Source organism: Streptomyces sp. NPDC033180 (genome assembly GCF_055577645.1).
In genome coordinates, this window is the sequence record NZ_JBVIPU010000001.1 from 789,245 (window position 1) to 804,171 (window position 14,927).

The 14,927-nt window shown below is 68.4% G+C and carries 11 protein-coding genes; 5 read left to right on the forward strand and 6 right to left on the reverse strand.

Going from position 1 to position 14,927, the window contains the following annotated elements; all coding sequences use genetic code 11:
• Positions 1-492: 492 nt before the first annotated feature.
• On the reverse strand, positions 493-1,755 hold the full coding sequence (locus ACZ5WE_RS03640; RefSeq protein WP_467687910.1) for an MFS transporter: 1,263 nt from the start codon (positions 1,753-1,755) through the stop codon (positions 493-495).
• Positions 1,756-2,005: 250 nt separating this feature from the next.
• On the opposite strand from ACZ5WE_RS03640, the gene mreB reads away from it, so the two are divergent.
• The gene (gene mreB, locus ACZ5WE_RS03645) at positions 2,006-3,043 is read left to right on the forward strand and encodes a rod shape-determining protein MreB (RefSeq protein WP_467687853.1); all 1,038 of its coding nucleotides are present in this window, start codon (positions 2,006-2,008) and stop codon (positions 3,041-3,043) included.
• Between the two features lie 195 nt (positions 3,044-3,238).
• The gene (locus tag ACZ5WE_RS03650; RefSeq protein ID WP_467687851.1) at positions 3,239-4,837 is read left to right on the forward strand and encodes a GAF domain-containing protein; all 1,599 of its coding nucleotides are present in this window, start codon (positions 3,239-3,241) and stop codon (positions 4,835-4,837) included.
• Positions 4,838-4,880: 43 nt separating this feature from the next.
• On the opposite strand, the gene ACZ5WE_RS03655 is transcribed toward ACZ5WE_RS03650, so the two are convergent.
• A complete protein-coding gene (locus tag ACZ5WE_RS03655) occupies positions 4,881-5,114 on the reverse strand; it encodes a hypothetical protein (protein WP_467687849.1) in 234 nt (77 codons plus the stop codon).
• Positions 5,115-5,715: 601 nt separating this feature from the next.
• Between ACZ5WE_RS03655 and ACZ5WE_RS03660 the strand changes: the two genes are divergently transcribed.
• Together ACZ5WE_RS03660 and ACZ5WE_RS03665 are read left to right on the forward strand one after the other, a co-directional pair.
• Positions 5,716-6,321 carry a response regulator transcription factor gene (locus ACZ5WE_RS03660; protein WP_467687847.1) on the forward strand — a complete coding sequence of 202 codons (606 nt, stop codon included), beginning with the start codon at positions 5,716-5,718 and terminating at the stop codon, positions 6,319-6,321.
• Between the two features lie 162 nt (positions 6,322-6,483).
• Entirely contained in the window at positions 6,484-7,794 is a 1,311-nt protein-coding gene (locus ACZ5WE_RS03665; RefSeq protein WP_467687845.1) for a cation:proton antiporter domain-containing protein, read from the forward strand.
• A gap of 74 nt (positions 7,795-7,868) precedes the next feature.
• On the opposite strand, the gene asnB is transcribed toward ACZ5WE_RS03665, so the two are convergent.
• The gene (gene asnB, locus ACZ5WE_RS03670) at positions 7,869-9,713 is read right to left on the reverse strand and encodes an asparagine synthase (glutamine-hydrolyzing) (protein ID WP_467687843.1); all 1,845 of its coding nucleotides are present in this window, start codon (positions 9,711-9,713) and stop codon (positions 7,869-7,871) included.
• 166 nt (positions 9,714-9,879) lie between these two features.
• Between asnB and ACZ5WE_RS03675 the strand changes: the two genes are divergently transcribed.
• Positions 9,880-10,563: a TetR/AcrR family transcriptional regulator gene (locus ACZ5WE_RS03675; RefSeq protein WP_467687841.1), complete on the forward strand. Its 684-nt coding sequence runs from the start codon at positions 9,880-9,882 to the stop codon at positions 10,561-10,563.
• 10 nt (positions 10,564-10,573) lie between these two features.
• Here ACZ5WE_RS03675 and ACZ5WE_RS03680 read toward each other — a convergent pair whose 3' ends face one another.
• Genes ACZ5WE_RS03680 through ACZ5WE_RS03690 form a run of 3 tightly spaced genes read right to left on the reverse strand, consistent with a single transcriptional unit; the run spans position 10,574 to position 14,883 of the window.
• Positions 10,574-11,374, reverse strand: coding sequence for a thioesterase II family protein (locus tag ACZ5WE_RS03680; protein ID WP_467687840.1), 801 nt, complete (start codon positions 11,372-11,374; stop codon positions 10,574-10,576).
• A 6-nt stretch (positions 11,375-11,380) separates the two neighbouring features.
• Positions 11,381-13,096 (reverse strand): ABC transporter ATP-binding protein, encoded by a 1,716-nt coding sequence (locus ACZ5WE_RS03685; RefSeq protein ID WP_467687838.1) that lies wholly within the window; start codon positions 13,094-13,096, stop codon positions 11,381-11,383.
• On the reverse strand, positions 13,093-14,883 hold the full coding sequence (locus ACZ5WE_RS03690; RefSeq protein WP_467687836.1) for an ABC transporter ATP-binding protein: 1,791 nt from the start codon (positions 14,881-14,883) through the stop codon (positions 13,093-13,095). Before ACZ5WE_RS03690 ends, ACZ5WE_RS03685 begins: the two co-directional genes overlap by 4 nt.
• Positions 14,884-14,927 lie beyond the last annotated feature (44 nt).

Consider the following 14,927-nt stretch of genomic DNA (forward strand, 5'->3'; position numbering starts at 1 on the left):
GGGCGGGGGTGGTTCCCGGGTGCTGCGAAAAGTGTCAGGGGGCTTGTGTTGCAGGGGTGTTGACGGGTGCTGGCGGGAAGCCGCCAGGGCACCTTCCCGCCAGTCCGTTGCACGGGGCTTGGACGCATGGACCCCTCCGCCGGACACCCCGAACAGGCCTTTCCCACCCACCCGCCCGATTGCCCCGCAGCCTCCCCTGGACGAACAATCCTTCCCGCCCGCCCGATCACCCCGCATCCGATCCTGGACGAACAGACCTTCCCGCCCACCCGCCCGATTGCCCCGCAGCGACCAGTGAACAGCCGCAGTCGGCAGCGCTCGCGAGGGGACGTGCCGGTATGTCCGCCCGGAGCACGGCTCGCGGCGCTCCCTCGCCGAAGTACCAAGGCGCCCACCGGACGATAGCGAGGACGGACATACCGGCACGGCCCCGCACCCACACACGAACCGGAACCGGAACCGCAGCCGCGCACCCGCAGCCGGAACGACCCCTCACACCTCCGGCGCCCCCGCGTCGTACCGGGCGAACCCCCGCCACCGCAGGGCCAGTAGCCCCACGGCGACGACGCACGCCATGCCGCCTCCCACCACCGCGATCCCCGGCGTGCCCAGATCCCCCACCGATCCCGCGATGAAGTCACCGAGCCGAGGTCCGCCCGCCACCACCACGATGAAGACCCCCTGCAACCGCCCCCGCATCTCGTCCGGCACGGCCGCCTGCAGCATCGTGCTCCTGAACACCATCGAGATGGTGTCCGCGCAGCCCGCCACCGCGAGGAAGAACAGCCCCAGCCACAGATTCCGGGTCAGGCCGAAGACGGCGATCGCCGTGCCCCACCCGGCCACCGCGAGCAGGATCGCGAGCCCGTGCCGCCGAATCCGCCCCAGCCACCCGGAGAACACCGCGCCGAGCAGCGCTCCCACCGCGGGCGCCGCGACAAGCAGTCCCACGGTCTTCGCGTCGCCCCCGAACCACACCACCGCCACCGCGGGGAACAGCGCCCGCGGATGCGCGAGCACCATCGCGCACAGGTCCGTGAAGAAGGTCATCCGCAGGTTCGGGCGGGTGGCGAGGAACCGCAGGCCGTCGAGGACCGAGGCCCGCTTCCCCCGCACCCCTTCCTCCGCCCCCTCCGGCCGCATCGCCGGCAGCCGCCACATCGCGTACAGGGACGCGCTGAAGGCCACCGCGTCCACCGTGTACGCCGCCTGATAGCCCCACAGGCCGACGATGAGTCCGCCCAGCATGGGGCCGAGCATCGTGCCCCCTGTCGTCGTGATCGACGACAGCGCGTTGGCCGCCGGCAGCTGCTCCGGCGGGAGGAGCCGCGGGATCATCGAGGAGCGCGCCGGTGAGTTCAGCGCCCCGCAGACCGCCTGCAGAGCGACCACGGAGTACAGGAACCACACGTGGTGGAAGCCCACGAACGCGCCCGCGGCCAGCACGACCGAGAGCCCGCACGAGCCGAGCGACGAGTAGAGGCCCAGCTTCCGCCGGTCCACCGTGTCCGCGATCGCGCCCCCGTACAGGCCGAACGCCACGAGCGGGACCAGCGAGAAGAGCCCCACGAGGCCGACCGAGAAGCTGGAGTGCGTGATGTCGTAGACCTGGAGGGACACCGCGAGCGCGGTCATCGCCTGCCCGATCCAGGAGATGGTGTTGCCGGCCCAGAGGCGGCGGTAGTCGACGGACGTACGCAAAGGCGTCAGGTCGGCGAGTATCCGCCTTTTCGCGACGGGGCCCCCGGGCTCCACCGGCAGCGGAGGCAGCGGGGGGTGGGTGGCGGCCTCCGGTATCCGGGGGCCGCCGGCTTCGTCTTCTTCCGGGGGCGTCTGCGTCACACGGGATGCTAACCGCGCAGTCCCGGACGCGATCAAGACCACCCGTGCGGCGGCACCCCGCCCGGCTCAGCCCAGCGCGCGCGCCGCCCGCGGCCACCGCACGATGCGAGATGGGACCGTCGTCCGACGGTCCGTACGGTCCGCGCTCTCGGGAGGATCTGCCATGACCGTCAGTCTGGAGCAGTTGCGCCGCTGCCACATCGCCGTCGACCTGGGTGCCGCGAGGACCCGGGTGTTCGTGAAGGGCGCGGGTCTCGTCGTCGACGAACCGAGCGCCGCCGCCGTGAACACGCGCACGGGCGCGCTCATCGCGGTCGGTCAGTTCGCCGAGCAGATGACGGGACGGACGCCGGGATACATCCGGGTCGTACGGCCGGTATCCGGCGGCACCGTCGTCGACATCGAGATGGCCCAGCGCATGCTGCGCCATCTCCTGGGCGAGAAGCTCCGCCGCACCCTGCGCCGTAAGCCGCGGCTGCGCGCCGCCGCCTGCACGCCGCACGACGCGGACCCGCTGGCCCAGCGCGCCGCCGTCGAGACGATGGTCGGGCTCGGGGCGCGCAGGGTCGAGCTCGTGGACACGCTCATCGCGGCCGCGGTCGGCTGCGGGCTGCCGGTGGAACAGCCGGAAGCGACCATGATCCTGGTGTGCGGGGCGGCGACCACGCAGGTCGCGGTCCTTTCCCTCGGGTCGATCGTCACGGCCCAGCGGATCCCGGTCGGCGGCGAGGCCATCGACCACGCGATCGTCCAGCACCTGCGCCACCACCACGAGTTGATGCTGCCGAGCCAGTCGGTACGTCCGCTCCAGCTCGCCCTGCGCGGCAACGGCCTGACTCCGCAGGGGCCCGAGTCGACCGAGATCCACGGCCGCGATGTCGCCACGGGCCTCGCCAGGTCGGTGCACGTGGACACCGCCGCGGTCCGCGACGCGATCCACACCCCGCTGACCGCCGTACTGGACGGCATCGGCAAGGTGCTGCGGGACTGCCCGCCCGACCTGGTGGCCGACCTGGCCGATCGCGGGATCATGATGGTCGGCGGCAGCGCGCTGCTCCCAGGGCTCGACCAGATGCTGCGGGACGCGACGGGGATGCCGGTACAGATCGCCGAACGACCCGACGTGTGCGCCGTGCTCGGGCTCGGGGCGATGCTGGAGGGCAAGATCCAGCCCCTGGTCCTCAACCCGCTCTCCGGCTGACCGGGCCCGGCGCGGGCAGCTGGTCCTCCTGGTCCTGCCCCTGGCCCTGGTCCTGCCCCTGGCCGAACTTCGTCGGGTCAGGGCTCACGGCGGGTGATGCTGTCCACGAACCGCGGTGGGAGTTTCTGCTTCTGGAGGGGCGTGGACGGTGGTCACGTTGCTGAGCCCGGTCGAGAAGGCACGGGGCGGCGCACGATGAACGGCGACGACCTGCCCCTCCCCCTGGTGCCCCTCCTTGACGCGGTGCTCGGCGTCGGCACGGACCTCGAACTGCACACCACGCTCCAGCACATCGTGGAGAGCGCGGCCGAGCTGACCGGCGCCCGCTACGGCGCGCTCGGCGTCATCGACCCCGGGCACGGCAAGCTGACCGACCTGTTCACGGCGGGCCTGACCCAGGCGGAGAGGGACCGCATCGGCCGCCTCCCGGACGGCCACGCGGGCCTGCTCGGCACCCTGATCCGCGAGCCATGGCCACTTCTCCTGGACGACCTGACGAAGGACCCGCGCTCCTGCGGCGTACCGCCGGGGCACCCGGAGATGCACAGCTTCCTGGGCGTTCCGGTGCACGTCCACGACGAGGCGTTCGGCAATCTCTACCTCACCGAGAAGCGCGGGGGCCGCTTCACCGAGGAGGACCTGCAACTGCTGCGCGTCCTGGCGAGCCAGGCGGGCATCGCGATCGGCAACGCCCGCCTGTACGAGGCGGCCAGACAACGCGAGCGGTGGATCGACGGCGCTGCCGCGGTCACCACGGCCCTGCTCACCGGCGAGCCGGCGGCCGACGCCCTGATGACGGTCGCCGAGCAGGCCCGCATCCTCGCGAGCGCGTCCGCGGGGGTGATCCTGCAGCCCACGGACCGGGGTGGCATGCGGATCGTCGCGGCGGCGACACAGGAGGACGGCACCACGCCCCCGAGCGGGGCCACGGCCCGCCCCCGCGACCTCCAGAACGACCTCATCGGTACGACGATCGAACCGGGCAGCGAGGTCCTCGACCAACTACTCGGGGGCGAGCCGGTGTTCGTCGAGGACTCCGCGACCGACCCCCGGATGACGACGCACGTGCGGACCAACTTCGGGCCCAGCATGATGTTGCCGCTGCAGGCGGGCGGACGGCTCATCGGGACGCTCGCGCTGCCCCGCCGCAGGGGCGAGCGCGCCTACACCTCCGTGGAGCGTCTCCTCGCCACCCAGTTCGCCTCGCAGGCCGCGCTGGCTCTCGTCCTGGCGGACGCCCAGCAGAGCCGGCAGCGCCTCGCGGTGTTCGAGGACCGTGACCGCATCGCCCGCGATCTGCACGACCTCGTCGTCCAGCGGCTCTTCGCCACCGGGATGATGCTGGAGTCGACCCGGCGCAGGGACCGCTCGCCCCAGGTGGAGTCCACGCTCGACCAGGCCGTCGACGAGCTGGAGTCCACCATCCAGGAGGTCCGCACGGCGATCTTCGCGCTCCAGCAGCCGCCGGCCGACGCCCCGACCACGTTCCGCGGCAAGGTGCTCCGCGAGACGGCGGGCGCGGCGGCCGTGGTCGGCGTCCAGCCGTCGGTGCACTTCACCGGCGCCGTCGACGCCCGCGTGACGGAGCCGGCGGCGGGCCACCTCCTGGCCGCCCTGCGCCGAGCGCTGGCCACGGCTTCGCGCCGCCCCGACGTCACCCGCATCGAGGTGGCGGTGGACGCTCGGGCGACGCTGCCGGACGGCCGGACAGGCGTGCGTCTGACGGTCTACGACGACGGCACGACGGACGGTGTCGGATCGGGCACGACCACCACCTGGCAGGCCCCGCTCTAGGCCCGGGGCCGATCGCGCCCTGGGTCCGAAGCCGATCGCGTACCTACGCCGCCTCGTACTGATGCGCCCGCCCGCCGCGCCATTTCACCCACTCGGGATCATCAAGGAGACCCTCGGCGTCCGGCAGCCCGGCCAGCCGCAGGAACTCGACCACGTCCGCGTCCGAGTGCGCGAGGCCGAGGATCTGCCCGCGGACGGTCACGCGCCGGCCGCCCGTGCCTGCCGGCGGATGCACGGCCACCGGCGCGGCTGCCGTGGATCCGGCGTGCGCGCTCAACGGCGCTTCCGCGATTGCAGGTACCAGGCCGCAGCCAGGCCGATGACCACCAGGAGGATCAGTATCTTCATGAGTCCCTGCTGCCCCGGATCCCGGGACTGAAGCTCACCCGCAGGTCACTTCGGAGAGAAGGACGCCGCACGCGGGCGCGGACCCTGACCCAGGTCCGGACCACCCAAAACTGGACAACACGGCACTTTTCCGGGCCGTGACCTACGGCGTTACCCGCTCCTTGAAGATCCACCATTGCGGCCGACCACGAATGAGCCACGTTGCGGCGTTCCGGTACGGCAAACTGAGCCTTGCGTTTTTGAATGACTATTGTAGTATCTGTTTCCAGTTTGATCGTCTGATTACGGGGATTCAGGGAGATCACGACGGGGGAGTCCTGGCGTCGAGGACGGGACGCTGTAGCAGGAAACGGCGTAGCGCCGCCTGTGAATGTCCATGACGCTTTCATTTTTTCTCAACCTGCCATACACCGCGTAGCTCCCATCGTGTCCTAGCTGGACCGCTCGAGGAACCGGTCCGGCCCCGAATCATGCGTGTGCTCAGCCAGAGTCAAGAAATTCTGCCGCAGCATCAGCAGTAGGGGGAAGAAATGGGAATCAACGTACTGGTCTCTGACAAGATGAATGTGTCCCGTTACGCGCTCACCGCACTGCTTGAACAAGGCAACGAAATCCAGGTCGTCGGCTCGGTGGGGGGCAATCTCGATGCGCTCGAGTACGCCGATACGCATCAACCGGATGTCGTGATCTTCAGCTTCGACGGCGCGGACGGCAACGTCATCACCATAGCCGAGAAGATCACAGGGCTTCCGGGGTGCCGATGCCTACTGCTCGCCGAATCGTTCACCCGATCCGTCGTACGCCAGGCATTCACCGGAAAGATCGCCGGCATAGTGCAGCAGAGCGCGTCCCCGTACCGCTTTTTCGAAGCTGTCCATCGGGTGCACCAGGGGGAAAGGGTCTTCGACGCGGAGTTGACCGTGGCGGCACTGGGAAACAGTGACTGCCCGCTGTCCAAGCGGCAACTCTCCGTGCTCGAACAGCTCGCCCGAGGCGACACACTCAGCGAAATAGCGGCGCAGTTACACATCTCCGACGGAACCGTGCGGAACTACCTCCTGTCCGCGGTGACGAAGTTGGGTGCGCGCAACCGGATCGACGCACTGCGCATCGCGCAGGAATCACACTGGATCTGAGATGTACATCCCCTGACGACACGGGTAATTACGTCAGAACATTCCAGCGCTTATTGATGGGAACTTTCGGGGGCCTCCTTTGTGCGCCGCGCTGACCTGCGCCGATGCGCAGCGCCCGGAGAAACTGTATGAGTTCCCATCAATATTTACGGAAGGCCGATCATGGCGGATGTTTCTTCTCGGAGTTCAGACCTGATCATCGCCATCGCGATGGCCGATATCGCCATCATTCTCGTCGCCGGCTCGATCATGGGCCGGCTGGTCCGATACATGCGCCAGCCGCCCGTCATCGGAGAGATCATCGCCGGTATCGCCCTGGGCCCGAGTCTCCTCGGTCTGCTGCCCGGAGATCTCCCTGCCCATATCTTCCCGAACGAGGTACGGCCGTACCTGTCGGCGATAGCACAAGTCGGGCTGCTCGTCTTCATGTTCTGTATCGGTTGGGAATTCGACAAGAGATTGCTGCGGGGGCGGCATGGCACCGTGGCAGCGGTCTCGATCGTCTCGCTCGTGTTCTCCTTCGGCCTGGCCGTCGGACTCGCGGCGCTGCTGCACGACCGGCACGACAGCGTAAACGGAAACCACATTCCCTTTACCGCGTTCGCGCTTTTCATGGGCGCGGCGATGTCGATCACTGCTTTTCCTGTCCTGGCCCGGATACTGACCGAACATCGGATGGTGGGAACGCGGGTCGGCGCACTGGCCCTGGCCAGTGCCGCCATCAACGATGTCCTCGCCTGGTGTCTGCTCGCCCTGGTGGCGGCGATCGTGACCGCGTCCGGCAGTTCCGGGGACTTCGCGCAGACAGTGATCTTCTCCGTGCTCTACATCACGGTGATGCTGTTCGTCGTGCGCCCGCTTCTGTCCCTACTCATACGCCGCTGGGCCCGCGACCGGATGCCACCGCAGCTCATCGTGGTACTCGTCGCCGGGCTGTTCCTGTCCTCGTACGCGACGACATGGATCGGGATCCACGCGATATTCGGCGCGTTCGCCTTCGGCTTCATCATGCCGCGCGAGCCGCGCGGCGTGCTCGGCGAAGGAGCGAAACGGCAGTTCGGCGGGATCAGCCTGGTGCTGCTACCGGTCTTCTTCATCGTCACCGGACTGAACGTCGACATCAGCGCGCTGTCCGGACGTGACCTGATCGAACTGGCCGCCATCATCGTCGTCGCCTCCGCCGGCAAGCTGATCGGCGCCTCGATTCCCGGGAGACTGGCCGGGATGTCGTGGAGAGAGGCCGGCACTCTCGGCCTCCTGATGAACACGCGCGGCCTCACCGAGCTGATCATCCTGAACGCGGGCGTCAGCCTCGGCGTCCTGGACAGCCGGATGTTCACCATGATGGTCGTGATGGCGTTGTTCACGACCGCGCTCACCGGGCCGTTCCTTCCCAAGGCTCCGGCACGCGTCGACCAGGCCGGCTCCCGAGCCCGCTCGGAGGAGCTGGCCGCCGCGACCCCGTCGGTGTAAGCCGCACACAAGGCGATCGCCGCCATGGCATGAATGCCATGGCGGCGATGCGCCGGACAGAGCTGATCGGTCCGTCAGTCCAGCAACAGTTCGGGTGAGTGCAGATCCAGCCAGACGTGCAGGTCGAGCACGCGCTCGAGGTTGGACCGTTCCGCCATCGACATGGCCGCCGGATCCTGCGACCCGATCTGCTGCGCCCAAGCGCGGTCGACCAGCGCGAACACCTGCGCGTCCGGTTCCGCCACCAGCTCCTTCAGCTGTTGCTGCAGATGAGCGGCGTACCCGGGATTCTGCGGCGAGGGGAACGGGCTCTTGACCCGCTCCACCACCGACCGTGGCATGACATGCGCCGCGGCCTGTCGGAGCAGGCTCTTCTCCTGGCCGTCGAAGGACTTCATCGCCCACGGCGTGTTGTAGACGTACTCGACGAGCTGATGACTGCAGAACGGCACCCGCACCTCGAGCCCGACAGCCATCGACAGCCGGTCCTTGCGGTCGAGCAGCGCACGAACGAATCGCGTGAGATGCAGATGGGTCGTCATGCGCATGAGCTGGTCGAGCTCGGACTCCCCTTCGAGATGCTCGACCTCGGCGCGCGCCGTCGCGAACTGGTCGGCGGTGTAGGCCGCCACGTCGAGCCGCGCCCGCAGGCCGGGTTCGATGTGATCGGTCCGTGCCGCGAGACTCATCGGAGGGATGAACATCATCCACGGGAAGGTGTCCCCGCGCAGCGCCTGCGGGTGATGGAACCAGGGGTAGCCACCGAACAGCTCGTCGGCCGACTCGCCCGACAGCGCCACCGTCGAATGCTCCCGGATCGCCTTGAACAGCAGGTACAGGGAACTGTCGAGGTCCCCGAACCCGTTCGGGATGTCCCGGGCGCCGACCGTTGCGCGACGCACCCAAGGGTCCGATATATCGGAGGGGTCGAGCATCACGTTCCGGTGCTCGGACCCCACATGTGCCGCGACGTCACGGACGAACGGCGAGTCGGGGGTCTCGCGCATCTCGTCCGGGACGAAGTTCTTCTCCTGGCCGACGAAGTCCACCGAGAAGCTGCGCACTTGCTCGCCGCGCATGCCGAGCCGCTCCGCCGCCAACCCGGTGATCGCGCTGGAGTCCAGACCGCCCGAGAGCAGGACGCACTGCGGCACATCCGAGATCAGCTGCCGGTCGACGATGCCGGTGAGCAGTTCCCTCGTCCGGGCCACGGTGTCCTCGCGGCTGTCGGTGTGCTCGACCGCGCGCAGGCGCCAGTAGGTCCGTTCCCGCAACCCGCCGCGGTCCACGTTGATCAGAGTGCCGGGCACCACCTCGTGCATGCCCTTCCACAGCGCCCAGCCCGGGGTCTTGGTCTGCGCGACCAGTTCCCTCAGCCCGTCGGTGTGGACCGCCTTGCGCACCAGGGGGTTCGCCAGGATCGCCTTGGGTTCGGAGCCGAACAGCACCCCGTCGGGTGTCGGGTAGTAGAAGAGCGGTTTGATCCCCATGCGGTCGCGCACGAGAAGCAGCTTCTGGCCGCGCTCGTCCCAGACCGCGAACGCGTACATCCCGTCCAGGTGGTCGACGACGCTCTCGCCCCACTGGAGGTAACTGCGGAGCACGACCTCGGTGTCGCTCTCCGTCCGGAACGGGTGACCCATCGCCTTGAGCTGATCACGTAGTTCCCGGAAGTTGTAGATCTCCCCGGAGTAGACCAGGACGATGTCTCCGGTCGGTGTGCTCACGCTCATCGGCTGCGCTCCGCCGGGCAGGTCGATGACGGCGAGGCGCCGATGCCCCAGCCCGACATGTGTGCGCATATACGTGCCCCGACCGTCCGGCCCGCGACAGGCCATCGTCTCGGTCATCGCATCGAGCACGTCACCCCGGTGCGTCAGATCGGCTTCGAACGAAACCCAGCCTGCAATCCCGCACATCTCACGTCCTCTTTTTCCTGATGCCTTTTGAAATAAAGCAAGAACGCACGAATACGGCCAAGCTAGCATCGAAGTTTTTACGCGACAATGTTCGTTCTACCCCGGCCGGTGTGGATTTTCCACAGGGGTGGAATGCTAGAATCAGGCCACCAATATGGAGGATGGAATGCCCGCAGAACCGCCCCGCGCCAAGGCCGTCGGCCGGCCGCCTCAATTGTCGCTCGACGTCATCATCGCCGCGGCGGATCGCATTCTGCAGACCGAGGGTGCCGAGAAACTCTCGATGCGGCGCCTGGCGACCGAATTGAACAGCGCGCCGATGGCGCTCTATTACCATGTGCGCGACAAGGATGAACTGCTCCTGCTCCTGATGGAGACGCAGGCCCGGCGCATACCCCGCCCGGAGCTGCCGGAAGATCCCCGTGAGCGGCTGATCGAGGTGTCGATCATGCTCTACGAGCTGCTCGCCGACCGGCTGTGGATCGTCCAGGTACTGACCAGCGACGACCTGATCGCCCCGTCGGCCCTCTGGTTCGTCGAGGAGATGATCGGCGCCACGGTGGACTACGGCCACACTCCGGAACAGGCCGTATACATCTACCGCACGATCTGGTACTCGATCGTCGGCGACTTGATCATCCGCGTGAACGGCAAGCGCCGGCGCAGCCGGACCGCAGGACCGACCTATGAGGACCAGGTCGTCGCCGGTCTGATGAGCGGCACGCACCCCCAGCTGACCGCGGTCGCCGACCGATGGGCCGAACTCAACGCCCGTGACACGCACCGGCGGGGCCTGGCGGCGATCATCGACGGACTGCTGCGGTCGGACGAGACCGCGGACGACCAGTAGTTCGGCAGCCTCACGGAGCGGACGGCCAGGGGACCGACAATTTCTCGGACGCCGTCCGTGCGTATGCCGTGAGCAGTTCGATGACCGAGTCGCGGTGCTCGTCCAGGTAGAAATGGCCACCCTCGAAAGTGCGGATCTCGCACGCTCCGTCGGTGACCTCGCGCCACCCCTGGGCTTCCACCGAAGTGATCTCGGGGTCCCGATCGCCGTACAGCACCGTGACCGGAGTCCGCAGGCGCGCGCCGGGCGACGGCCGATACGTTTCACTCAACCGGTAGTCGCTCCGGATCATGGGCAGGAACGTCTGAACGAGCGGGGCGTTGTCGAGGATGTCGAGCCGTGTCGCGTCGGTGCGGCGCAGTTCCTCGATCAGCTCTTCGTCACTGCCGAGATGAATCCGGCCCGCCCGTGTCAGGGCCGGGGCCGGATGCCCGGACACGGCAAGACCCATCGGCGGGTCACCCGCCGCCGTGAGATGCCGGGCGATCTCATACGCGACGATGGCCCCCATGCTGTGCCCGAACAGGATCGTCGGGATCGGCGGCCCGTCGAGCGGCAGGTCTTTTGCCAATACGCCGGCGAGTCGTTGCATATCGTCCGGCACCGGTTCGGCATATCGATCCTCCCGGCCCGGGTACTGGACGGCGAAGAATTCGATATCCCAGGGCGCAGCCTGGGCCCACGACCGGTAATAGCTCGCGCTTCCGCCACCATGCGGAAAGAGCAGTACTCGGGCCCGGGCATAGGGCCGGGCCGCGATTCGACGGAATGTGCTGGAACGCCGGTCCCGCGACAAAGGATCGATCAGCATATCCACTCATTCACTCGCTACCGGTGCCATGGAAATGTTCCAGAAGTCGGCGTAGCGACCACTTCGGCTCAGGAGCTCGTCGTGGCTGCCCTCCTCCACGATGCGGCCGCCTTCCAGGAAGAGGACGCGGTCGGCACGTTGCACGGTCCGCATCCGGTGCGCGACCGTCACCACGGTCCGCCCCGCCATCAGGCGCTCGATGCCCTCGTGGACCGCCGCCTCGTTCACCGGGTCGAGGGCGGATGTCACCTCGTCGAGCAGCACGACGGGCACGTTCTTCAGCAGCGCCCGCGCGATCGAGACGCGCTGGCGTTCACCGCCCGAAAGCAGTGCCCCGCCCTCGCCGACGTTCGCCGCCCATCCGCCGGGCAGCCGCTCGATCACCTCGTCCAGCCGTGCCGCGGTCGCCGCCGCCCGGACGTCGGCCTCGTCGGCGTCGGGACGGCCGAGGCGCACGTTCTCCTCGATGGTGCCGTCGAAGAGGTAGACGTCCTGGAAGACGATGGCGATCTGCGCCATCAGCACCTCCGTGTTGATCTCGCGCACGTCCACACCGCCCACGCGTACCGCGCCCGTGTCCACGTCGTAGAACCGCGCGAGCAACTGCAGCAGCGTGCTCTTGCCCGCACCCGAAAGTCCGACAACAGCGAGCCGCTGTCCCTGGGGGACGGTGAACGACACGTCGTCGAACACCGTGCGTTCGCCGTGCCGGAAGGTGACGGACTCGAACGCCAGGTCGTGCTGGACCGGCTGGACGGGTTCGCGAGGTTCCGGCAACGGCTCGGTGCGCAGAACCTTGTCGAGCCTCTCCAACTCGGACTGAGCGCCGCGGAGTTTGCCGCCCATGTCCGACAGCGAAAGGAGCGGATCGGCGCAGCGAGCCGCGAGCACCAGGATCGTCAGGACCTCCACCGCGCCGATGCTCCCGCCGAGCGCGAGGGAAGTCCCCAGAGCCAGCACCGCGGTGAAACCCACCTGCACCGTGAGCGTCAGGCCCACCGCACCGGGCAGCATCGCAAGGACGGTGCGGCGAGATGCCCGCTGGACCTCCTGCAACGAGTCGTCGAGGAGCTCGAAGCGTTCCCCGGTCCGGCCACCGGCTCGCAGCACCGGCTGGGCCTGCAGGAACTCGATGACTCGCCCCGAGGCCTCCTTGTCGCGTTCGTGGCGGTCCGCGTCGGTGCCGGCCATCGAGCGGGCGGTCCACACCTGGATCGCCGCCACGACGGGAGCGGCGATCAACGCGGCCAACCCCAGCTGCCAGTTGAAGGCGATCATCACGGCGACGATCGTCAGGGGGGTCACCAGGGCGGAGACGAACGGTCCCAGCAGGTGCGCGGCCACGCCCATCGCCTGCAGCAGGCCGCGGCTGGCCATGACGGACACCTCGCCGACCCGCGAGGCGTTGTACCAGCCGATGGGCAGCCGGGCCAGGTGCTCGCCGAGGCGGTAGTACATGCCGTGCAACATCTTGGTTCCGACGCGCATGCCGGACAGATCGCTGACGTAGCGCAGCACGGCGTAGACCGCGACCGTGGCCCCGAACGCGATCAGCCACGGCACGGCGTCGTCGGGCGTGCTGCCGAACAGTTCCCGCAGCACCGGAACCAGCAGCGCGTAGGAAAGACCCTCGAGCACCGCGGTGATCGTCATCAGGGCCACGGTGCGGCGCATCGCCTGGGCGTACTCGGGTCCGAGTACGCGTAGCAGCGTTCGAATCATCGGAGCTCGCCTCCTTGGGATCGCCAGAACGCGGCGAACTTTCCGTCCCGCGTCAGCAGTTCGGCGGGCCTGCCGCGCTCGACGATCGACCCGTTCTCCAGCATCACGACGGTGTCGGCGTCCGCGACCGTTTCCAGACGATGGGCGATGACCATGATCGTCCGGTCGCCGCCCAGCGTCGCAAGAGCCTGGCGGATCGCCTGTTCGGTCTGCGGGTCGGCGAAGGCAGTCGCCTCGTCGAGCACCAGGACGGGCGTGTCGGCCAGCAGCGCGCGGGCGAGAGAGATCCGCTGAGCCTCGCCGCCCGACAGCTTGACGCCCTCACCGATCACCGTCTCGTAGCCATGCGGCAGTTCGAGAATCCGGTCATGAATATGCGCGAGCCTGGCAGCACGCTCCACGTCGTCGCGCTCGGCGTGCGGCACCGCCAGCGCGATGTTGTCCGCGACCGACGCGCGCAGCAGGCGGACGTCCTGGAAGACGAAGGAGACCATGCGGTAGAGCTGCCGGCTGCCGAGCTCGCGCAGATCGACACCGCCAAGGACGACCGAGCCGTGGTCCGGGTCGAAGAACCGCGGCAGCAGCTGGACCAGCGTTGACTTGCCGCTTCCTGACGGCCCGACGACCGCCGTGAAGGTGCCCGGTTCGAGCACCAGGTCGATCCCGCACAGCACCTCGCGATCGTCCTCGTAGCCGAAGCGGACGTCACGCAGTTCCACCCGGTGCCCCTGGGGCGCCACCGGATGCGCAGGCTCCGGCAGCGAGTCGACCGCGAGGACTTCCTCGATCCGGCCGACCGCGCGGCCCGCGGCCTGCATGTCGTCGAAGCCGTGGCCCAGGGCCGCCACCGGAGCGGTCAGTCCCAGGCCGAGCAGCAGGAAGGGCAGCAGGTCGGCCGGGGCCAGGCTCCCGGACGTGATCAGAGACGTACCTCCGATCAGGACGACCAGCAGCACGAACGGCGGTGACAGCGCCAGCTGCATCCCGGCGGCGACAAGGGACATGCCGCGCACCCACCGGAAGAAGGTACTGACGAAGTCGTCCACGGCGGTGAGGAACTTTCCGTGGGCCCGCTCGGAGCCACCGAACGCCTTGACCACCGAGATGCCTTGCACGAACTCCACGACGGAGCTCGCGATCCGTCCCATGGCCGCGTCGAACTCCTCCTGCTCGCGCGTCCTCGCGGGGAGCATCAGCAGCGGGACCAGCGCGATGGCCATCACCACCGGGATCAGTGTGATCAGCGTCAGCCGCCAGTCGATGGTGAACAGGTAGATCAGCGACGCCAGCGGTACGACGAACGCGGAGACGAGCTCGCCGGGCGCGTGGGCGATGAGGGGGTGCACGGCACTCACGTCCTCCCCCACCACCTTGGCCAGTTCGCCGGTCCGGCGCCGGGAGAACCAGCCGATCGGCACGCGTCCAAGACGTGCGGCCAGTTGCCGGCGGAACGTCAGTTGCACCTGGCCGTCGAGCACATGCCCGAGTCCCGAGGACGCGGCCGTGAACAACAGCCGCACGAACAGACCGGCCGCACCCGCGAGCACGACCAACCAGACGTGATCCTCATCGATCGGGCCGGGCGCCAGCAGGGTGCGCCCCAGCTCGACGACGGCCAGCAGTGGTGCCAATCCCGCGAGAGCGCCGACCACCTGCAAGGTCGCTACGACCACGAAACTCCGGATATGAGGACGGAGCAGTTTTGACAGGGTCTGCTCCCCCACGGACTCGGAAGCTAACGGCGGCGTGGACGGCTCCCCCGCCCCAGCAGCGTCGATCGCGCTCATCTCTCTCCAATCGTACGCGTACAAATACTGTACTCGGCCGCGAG

Coding starts and splice junctions, on each gene's coding strand:
- ACZ5WE_RS03685 (WP_467687838.1), bottom strand. CDS start 13,096: ATGATTCGAACGCTGCTACGCGTACTCGGACCCGAGTACGCCCAGGCG.
- asnB (WP_467687843.1), bottom strand. CDS start 9,713: ATGTGCGGGATTGCAGGCTGGGTTTCGTTCGAAGCCGATCTGACGCAC.
- ACZ5WE_RS03650 (WP_467687851.1), top strand. CDS start 3,239: ATGAACGGCGACGACCTGCCCCTCCCCCTGGTGCCCCTCCTTGACGCG.
- ACZ5WE_RS03680 (WP_467687840.1), bottom strand. CDS start 11,374: ATGCTGATCGATCCTTTGTCGCGGGACCGGCGTTCCAGCACATTCCGT.
- ACZ5WE_RS03660 (WP_467687847.1), top strand. CDS start 5,716: ATGGGAATCAACGTACTGGTCTCTGACAAGATGAATGTGTCCCGTTAC.
- mreB (WP_467687853.1), top strand. CDS start 2,006: ATGACCGTCAGTCTGGAGCAGTTGCGCCGCTGCCACATCGCCGTCGAC.
- ACZ5WE_RS03690 (WP_467687836.1), bottom strand. CDS start 14,883: ATGAGCGCGATCGACGCTGCTGGGGCGGGGGAGCCGTCCACGCCGCCG.
- ACZ5WE_RS03665 (WP_467687845.1), top strand. CDS start 6,484: ATGGCGGATGTTTCTTCTCGGAGTTCAGACCTGATCATCGCCATCGCG.
- ACZ5WE_RS03675 (WP_467687841.1), top strand. CDS start 9,880: ATGCCCGCAGAACCGCCCCGCGCCAAGGCCGTCGGCCGGCCGCCTCAA.